8 protein-coding genes are annotated in these 7,902 nt (G+C 49.7%); 5 read left to right on the forward strand and 3 right to left on the reverse strand.

What is annotated here, in order from left to right; all coding sequences use genetic code 11:
• Window positions 1-4 precede the first annotated feature (4 nt).
• Together OGX66_RS09015 and OGX66_RS09020 are read left to right on the forward strand one after the other, a co-directional pair.
• Entirely contained in the window at window positions 5-346 is a 342-nt protein-coding gene (locus tag OGX66_RS09015) for a type IV toxin-antitoxin system YeeU family antitoxin (protein ID WP_058647031.1), read from the forward strand.
• A 20-nt stretch (window positions 347-366) separates the two neighbouring features.
• Window positions 367-708, forward strand: coding sequence for a TA system toxin CbtA family protein (locus OGX66_RS09020; RefSeq protein WP_089586935.1), 342 nt, complete (start codon window positions 367-369; stop codon window positions 706-708).
• Window positions 709-1,073: 365 nt separating this feature from the next.
• Here OGX66_RS09020 and OGX66_RS09025 read toward each other — a convergent pair whose 3' ends face one another.
• Window positions 1,074-1,946, reverse strand: coding sequence for a phosphorothioated DNA-binding restriction endonuclease (locus OGX66_RS09025; RefSeq protein ID WP_270924646.1), 873 nt, complete (start codon window positions 1,944-1,946; stop codon window positions 1,074-1,076).
• 152 nt (window positions 1,947-2,098) lie between these two features.
• Window positions 2,099-2,461: an endoribonuclease SymE gene (symE, locus tag OGX66_RS09030; protein WP_270924647.1), complete on the reverse strand. Its 363-nt coding sequence runs from the start codon at window positions 2,459-2,461 to the stop codon at window positions 2,099-2,101.
• Window positions 2,462-3,239: 778 nt separating this feature from the next.
• Between symE and OGX66_RS09035 the strand changes: the two genes are divergently transcribed.
• From OGX66_RS09035 to pdxY, 3 genes are all read left to right on the forward strand, one after another.
• Window positions 3,240-4,610 carry a tyrosine phenol-lyase gene (locus OGX66_RS09035; RefSeq protein WP_003837154.1) on the forward strand — a complete coding sequence of 457 codons (1,371 nt, stop codon included), beginning with the start codon at window positions 3,240-3,242 and terminating at the stop codon, window positions 4,608-4,610.
• A 189-nt stretch (window positions 4,611-4,799) separates the two neighbouring features.
• Window positions 4,800-6,065: an aromatic amino acid transporter gene (locus tag OGX66_RS09040; protein ID WP_003837156.1), complete on the forward strand. Its 1,266-nt coding sequence runs from the start codon at window positions 4,800-4,802 to the stop codon at window positions 6,063-6,065.
• Window positions 6,066-6,076: 11 nt separating this feature from the next.
• Window positions 6,077-6,934: a pyridoxal kinase PdxY gene (gene pdxY, locus OGX66_RS09045; protein ID WP_049000915.1), complete on the forward strand. Its 858-nt coding sequence runs from the start codon at window positions 6,077-6,079 to the stop codon at window positions 6,932-6,934.
• Window positions 6,935-7,428: 494 nt separating this feature from the next.
• On the opposite strand, the gene OGX66_RS09050 is transcribed toward pdxY, so the two are convergent.
• The coding region (locus OGX66_RS09050; protein ID WP_286511430.1) for an L-lactate permease at window positions 7,429-7,902 on the reverse strand (474 nt) is incomplete at its 5' end.

The raw sequence follows: 7,902 nt of genomic DNA on the forward strand, positions 1-7,902 counted from the left end.
TTCAATGAAATCTACTGACTCAGAGAACGATTCATTTCTAAAATGGGGACTGAATCGTAATGTGACACCTTGCTTTGGTGCTCGTCTAGTACAGGAGGGAAACCGGTTGTACTATCTGGCTGACCGGGCCAGCATTACCGGTGAATTCAATAATGCAGAATCTTTGAAGTTGGATGAAGTACTCCCACATTTTATCAGCCAGATGGAGTCGATGCTGACTACTGGTGAAATGAACCCTCGCCATGCCCACTGTGTCACTCTGTACCACAATTGTTTCACCTGCGAAGCCGATACCCTTGGTAGTTGCGGCTACGTATACATCGCCATTTATCCCACACAACGCTAACTAATTTCACGAGAGCAAGCATGAAAACTCTGCCTGCAATAACTCCGCAGGCGGCGACGCTATGTCTGTCGCCTGTGGCAGTCTGGCAAATGTTACTGACACGCCTGTTGGAACAGCACTATGGTCTTACACTAAACGATACGCAGTTCAGTGATGAAACGGTTATACAGGAACATATCGATGCCGGTATTACTCTGGCTAATGCCGTTAACTTTTTGGTGGTGAAATATGAATTGGTTCGTATCGATCGCAAAGGACTTAGCTGGCAAGAGCAGTCCCCATATCTTCGGGCTGTAGATATTCTCCGGGCACGACAGGCAACTGGCTTGTTGCGACGAAACAGTAGTAACTCCGGATTGTGAATTGTCTTCCCGGTGTACACAGCCGACCTTTCTTCCTTGTTTATTCTTTAGATAATGTGCCTGCAGGTATTGGGGGCATTTGCTTTTATAGGAAAAAATACCATGCAAACTGAAGCTGAAGTTTTAACTGATCGAAACATTATCTAGGATGCTACCTCTCGATAGTAAAAAACACTCCTGGCTGAAACGATGCTATCGGGTATAATTGCTGCATCATATCTGAGTTGGTTTATATACTCTGTTACTCGGTGATTTTGGAAAGAAAGCTGTTGAGTATATAACTGAGTATACATAACCAATCCATTAATAATAAATTGCTTATAATTCAGTTTGTTAATTTATAAAGGTGAGTCCGGCCTTCGCACTCACCCTCTAAACACCTCTTTCCTGTGCCACTCCACAAACCCTTCTTGTGGATAATTTTCGCGCATCATCGGTAGAGCAATCTCCTTCCCGTCGAAATCCCAGAACAGTCTGCCCACTATGCTGCTGCCATTCACTGCGGGAGATACCTGAATCCGCATACTCTCATCCAGCCCAATCGAACCTTTATCAAAGGCTTTGTGGTGGATTGCACACAACGCCAGGCCGTTTGAAATCTCGCACGGGCCGCCGTGCTGTTTCCATTTGATATGGGCGGCTTCCAGGGCGACAGAGGTGCTGTCGTGGCGCATATTGAAGCCACAAATAGCGCATTCATAGTTATAAGCGCGCAGAACCTGCTGGCGGAACAACGGGTCCCGCTGTTTACGGATTTGCAGGATATCAAATCCCAGTTCATCCGCGATCTCTTCCTGGATGCTTTCGGTGAAGTGCGCCTCGAGGATGTGCTGGGCCAGGGCGTTGATGAGGTTGTTACTCTTTTTCAGCAGGGCAAAATGTTGTTCATCAAAGCCTCCGGCAACGTTATGCGTCACCAGTTCTCCGGCTGGGGGCTGTTTGCTGCTGCCGGAAGTTGAACAATGCTCGGCGTTTTGTAGCTCCCAGAACCCATCTCCCTGTAAGCGCCAGAAGGGCATATCGGGGCGGTACTGCGCGCGCTGTGGCCCAAATCGCTCCAGCAGGCTATGCAACGGGTCGCGAACTTCCGAACCGTAGTCAAACAGGCGACTGTGACCCTGCTGATAACCCGCCAGCACATGAAGCAGCAGCAGAGGCTTATGCGGCGCACGTTGCTCGCCTTTACGCCAGATGGTGATGTCGGCAATTGCCTGTTGCAGGGTTTTACTGGAAGTCATTGATTTCATTATCGGGTAAATAATTGCGATGATGCTCGCAAATTATCACCTGATCAACAGGTGTGAGGCCGATACACTATCGATGTCCCTTTATCGCTTACCTGTAAAAGCTCAAAAAGGCGCCCGCAGGCGCCTCAATGACAATCACACACTCACCCCTTCAACGTTTTCCCCGCAATTACCCCGATAAACTCCAGCACCTGCTTTTGCTTACGCGCGGAGAGCTTTTCCACGGCGCGCAGGGATTTCATTAGTTCTGACTCTTCGGGTTCGGCGGCGCGGGCAGTTAATACGATGCAGCCTTGCATTACGCGCACATCAACGCTGGTGCCGGTGTCGAATCCGGCGGCTTTCAGCCACTGGCCCTTCATCACAATGGACGGAAACCGGACGTACTTCACCGGAATACGGCTGTAATCAGGATAACGGCTCGCATAACCCACCTTCAGGCGGCGGTTATCTGCGGCGTGGACTTCTGGATCAAATGAAACTGCAATACAATGCGTATCAGTCATGGTGACTATTCCCTTTAATAGTTACTGCGATTAGCGATGCGGAGGTGTTGGCGCACCTTCGCATCGCGCTAATAAAAACACCTGTAAATTACGCCAGTAGAATGGGGGAAGTCCAGATGTAAATAAGATGAAATAAGCGCGATTAACATGCTTTCGGAATAAATAGAAATCCTCTCTATCTCAATACATCCGGTATTATTCACCGTATAAATTCATTCTCATCCAATCTCTCAAATACCTGCCATTTCCAGAAAATAACGCCCATCTGCATCAGACAAAAAATGAGATCTAAATCACTGAATTAAATAGCAAACTATGAAATCGCAGCATTTTGTACACTTTGCTTTACACTTTTAGTGATGTGAATCACAAATATCACTCCGTGAAGTGATCCGACTCTCACAAAATGAGGTGTACTCATTCACCAATACATTATGCGCCCAGCCTGGAAAGTTATGTTTTCAGTATTTCCACTCTCCGCAGACACACTACGACGAATGGCAAATCGAAAAGCAAAAAAAAACTTGTTGAATATTAACGGGTAAAAAAATGACGTGTGATTTGCATCACCCACATTTACAGCTTTTTAAATTATTGCCAGTGATTAATGTTGACCGGGCTATTTCCATAATCAATCAAATCTTGCATAGTGCCTCCACATTATTTCTCCCCCTGACTCAGGAGGCGAATAGTTATATTTCATCAGGATTTGTTGATGAACCAGGTATGATTTACTTCACATTAATACGTACATGACCACTGTTACTGGAGAAACAAAATGAATTATCCGGCAGAACCCTTCCGTATTAAAAGCGTTGAAACTGTATCTATGATCCCGCGTGATGAGCGCCTCAAAAAAATGCAGGAAGCGGGTTACAATACTTTCCTGTTAAATTCGAAAGATATTTATATTGACCTGCTGACAGACAGTGGCACTAACGCAATGAGCGACAAGCAGTGGGCCGGAATGATGATGGGTGATGAAGCGTACGCGGGCAGCGAAAACTTCTATCATCTGGAAAGAACCGTGCAGGAACTGTTTGGCTTTAAACATATTGTTCCGACTCACCAGGGGCGTGGCGCAGAAAACCTGTTATCGCAGCTGGCTATTAAACCTGGGCAATATGTTGCCGGGAATATGTATTTCACTACCACCCGTTATCACCAGGAAAAAAATGGTGCGGTGTTTGTCGATATCGTTCGTGACGAAGCGCACGATGCCGGTCTGAATATTGCGTTTAAAGGTGATATCGATCTTAAAAAATTACAAAAGCTGATTGATGAAAAAGGCGCAGAGAATATTGCGTATATCTGCCTGGCGGTGACGGTTAACCTCGCGGGTGGGCAGCCGGTCTCTATGGCTAACATGCGTGCGGTGCGTGAACTGACAGAAGCGCATGGCATTAAAGTGTTCTACGACGCTACCCGCTGCGTAGAAAACGCCTACTTTATCAAAGAGCAAGAGCAGGGCTTTGAGAACAAGAGCATCGCCGAGATCGTGCATGAGATGTTCAGCTACGCCGACGGTTGTACCATGAGTGGTAAAAAAGACTGTCTGGTGAACATCGGCGGCTTCCTGTGCATGAACGATGACGAAATGTTCTCTTCTGCCAAAGAGTTAGTCGTGGTCTACGAAGGGATGCCATCTTACGGCGGCCTGGCCGGACGTGATATGGAAGCCATGGCGATTGGCCTGCGTGAAGCCATGCAGTACGAATATATTGAGCACCGCGTGAAGCAGGTTCGCTACCTGGGCGATAAGCTGAAAGCCGCTGGCGTACCGATTGTTGAACCGGTAGGTGGTCACGCGGTATTCCTCGATGCGCGTCGCTTCTGCGAGCATCTGACGCAAGATGAGTTCCCGGCACAAAGTCTGGCTGCCAGCATCTATGTGGAAACCGGCGTGCGCAGTATGGAGCGCGGAATTATCTCTGCGGGCCGTAATAACGTGACCGGTGAACACCACAGACCGAAACTGGAAACCGTGCGTCTGACTATTCCACGTCGTGTTTATACCTACGCACATATGGATGTTGTGGCTGACGGTATTATTAAACTTTACCAGCACAAAGAAGATATTCGCGGGCTGAAGTTTATTTACGAGCCGAAGCAGTTGCGTTTCTTTACTGCACGCTTTGATTACATCTAAAAAATAGTTATGGCCCCATCACGTGATGGGGCTTTTTTGTATTCCTTTTCCATGAACAGGAAGCCTTTGCGGTGCCCGTTACCGTGACATAACTAAAAAAAGTAAACCCTGACTCCGACATTTTTATTATCCGCATGATGTACAAATGACAGCTGTAATTATAACGAATAGTCTACAGGAACATTTATCATGGATATTAATGCCATTGAGCGACAGAGTAGTACCCCCGGACTGATTAGCGGAACCATGTTGGTTATCGCGACCGTAGTGGGTGGCGGGATGTTCTCCCTGCCGATTGCGATGGCCGGCGTATGGTTCCCCGGTGCGTCTGTTATTCTTCTGTTTATCGCCATCATGATGTTATTAACCGGTCTGATGCTGGTTGAAGTTAACCTGCATTATGGCGCCGGTGCCAGTTTTAATACCTTTACTCAGGATTTATTAGGCCGGAAGTGGAATATCGTGGTTGGTATCGCTTTCGGCTTTGTGCTGTATATTCTGACCTATGCCTATATCTCCGGTTCGTCGGCGGTGATGGCGCAAACTGTGTTCAAATACAGCGGCGTGCGCTTTCCGGCGAATATCTCGGTGGTGATCGTCAGTATGCTGGTCGGCGCGATTGCCTGGTATAGCTCCCTGCTGGTTGGACGCATCACTACCGTGCTGATTATCGGTAAGTTTGTGGCGTTCTTTGCCACGTTCTCCGGGCTGATTGGCCATATCGAAGTGGCAAAACTCATCGACAGCGTGGCGGTGGCGTTGCCCAATTCGCAGTATCTGCCGTACATCCTGATGACGCTGCCGTTCTGCATCATCTCGTTTGGTTTTCACGGTAACGTGCCGAGCCTGGTCAAACTGTATGGCACAAGCGGAGTCTCGAATATTACGCGTTCGATTATCATCGGTACGCTGTTTGCTCTGCTGCTGTATATTTTCTGGCTGGGCGTGACGATGGGTAACATCAGCCGTTCCTCATTCCCGCCGATCATCGCCAAAGGCGGCAATATCGATGTGTTTGTCGAGGCCATCAGCGGGCTGTTCACCAGCCGGTATATGGATCTGATCCTCACCTTTTTCGGCAACTTCGCGGTAGCCAGTTCCCTGCTGGCGGCGACGCTTGGCCTGTTCGATTACATCGCCGATCTGTTTCACTTCCCGGACGACGGTATGGGCCGCCTGAAAACCGCGCTGGTGACCTACTTCCCGCCAGCCGCCGTGTGCTTTTTCTTCCCGAACGGTTTTGTGCACGCGATTGGTTACGCCGGTCTGGCCTTTACCATCTGGAGCGTGATCCTGCCGCCGTTCCTGGTGAAAGCCGCGCGGAAACGTTTCCCAACCGCCAGCTATACCGCGCCCTGTAATAACACCGTGCTTAACCTGGTGATTGTCTGCGGAGCGGTTGTCTATCTGACGGTTGTTCTGGACGTATTTGGTCTGCTGCCAACGTTTCGTTAGACGGAGTCAAAATGAAAAACGTGTTGTCTGTTCAGTCGTCGGTTGTTTATGGCTATGCCGGAAATAAAGCCGCTGTGTTGCCGATGCAGCTCTCGGGGATCGATGTCTGGCCGTTTTACACCGTACAGTTTTCCAACCACACCCAATATGGGATGTGGCAGGGTATGGCGATGCCGCACGGCGAGCTGAGCGCGATCATCAGCGGGTTGGATGACCTGCAAAAGCTGGCGCAATGCGATGCCGTATTGTCCGGGTATCTTGGAGATAAACGCCATTGTGAAGAGGTGAAGCACGCGGTCACCACCATTCGTCAGCGTAATCCGCAGGCGCTCTATTTTTGCGATCCGGTAATGGGCGACCCGCAAAAAGGCTGCATTGTCGCGCAGGGCGTGGAGTCATTTTTTGTCGATGACGCCATTCAACTGGCCGACATGATGGGACCGAATCTCTATGAGCTGGGCGTGCTGACGGGCAGACAACTGCGTAGTTTTGACGAGGTGGTGGAAGCGGCGCGGCAGCTGGTGTCGTGGGGCGTAAAGAAGGTGCTGGTGAAGCATCTCGGCGACTGTTCGCGGAACAAACAGGCGTTTGAAATGCTGCTGGTGACGCCGGAACAGACGTTACACATTGCCCGGCCGCTGTATACCTTTGCCAAAATGCCGGTGGGAGTTGGGGATCTGATTTGCAGCGTGATGCTGGCCTCACTGCTCAATGGTTATGAGGACAAGCTGGCACTGGAGCGGACCACCAGTGTTGTTGACGCGGTAATGCGGCTGACGAAAGAGCATGATTCGTATGAACTGCGGCTGATAGACGCGCGCCACCAGATTATGGACCCACAGGTTCGCTATCAGGCCACGGTGATCTGAAGCCGCAAGGGGGCTCTGTGTTTCTGACATTGCTGAGGTTTCAGCATCCGCTGGTCTACCGTTTTGCATGGCTTCGTATTTGGGTTGTGATGTTAAGAGCGTGCGGACTGCGTAAGAGAAAGGGGTGAACATTTTACGCTGCTGCCGGATGCGGCTAGCGCCTTATCCGGCCTACAAATGAGCGTGAAACGCAGGCCTACAAATGAATGCGAAACGTAGGCCTGATAAGCGAAGCGCCATCAGGCATAAGTGCCCAGTATTACACGCGGAAGTAGCGTGGTGGAATCAACGCGGAAAAGGCGTCGAACTTCTTCACCATCTTTTTCCAGAACAACATAACAACAATCCTCGATTTGAAACATCGGCGCTATTTTAGTCAGCGCCGACAAATCGTAAAGTCTGTCGCCTCGTTCCGTTCCCGGGGAGGTGTAAACCTTTTTGGTCACCGCGTCGTCAAATACGGTTGCCGCAAATTTGACGGGGTTGACAATGGCTTACGCCATAAACCAGTAATAAAAGAGGCCAACCTTTAAGCCGAGGATCACGATATAGGCGCAGCAGTATTTCATGGTGCCAGACATGATCTGGTTGGCCTGACCGTCCATTTTTGTGGCGGATACCGCGATGGCGATGCTTTGCGGCGAAATCATTTTCCCGCCCGTTGCGCCAGAGGTATTGGCCGCTGCCAGCCAGTTGGGATCGATATGCAGTTTGCTGGCGGCAATGGTTTGCAGTTTTCCGAACAAAATGTTCGAGTTGGTATCGCTGCCGGTAACAAACGTGCCCAGCGCGCCAATCACCGGGGCGAGGAAGACGTACGAGCTGCCGGTCAGATCGACAATCGACTGCGCCAGCGTGGAGATAATCCCGCTGAGATCCATCACCGTGGCCAGCGCGACGATCGCCATAATTGCGACGATAGAGTTTTTAAGCTGGAAAATCGTTTTGATAAATACTTCCAGCATCCC

It is taken from the genome of Citrobacter sp. Cf072 (genome assembly GCF_030334485.1).
GTDB classification, from domain to species: Bacteria; Pseudomonadota; Gammaproteobacteria; order Enterobacterales; family Enterobacteriaceae; genus Citrobacter; species Citrobacter freundii.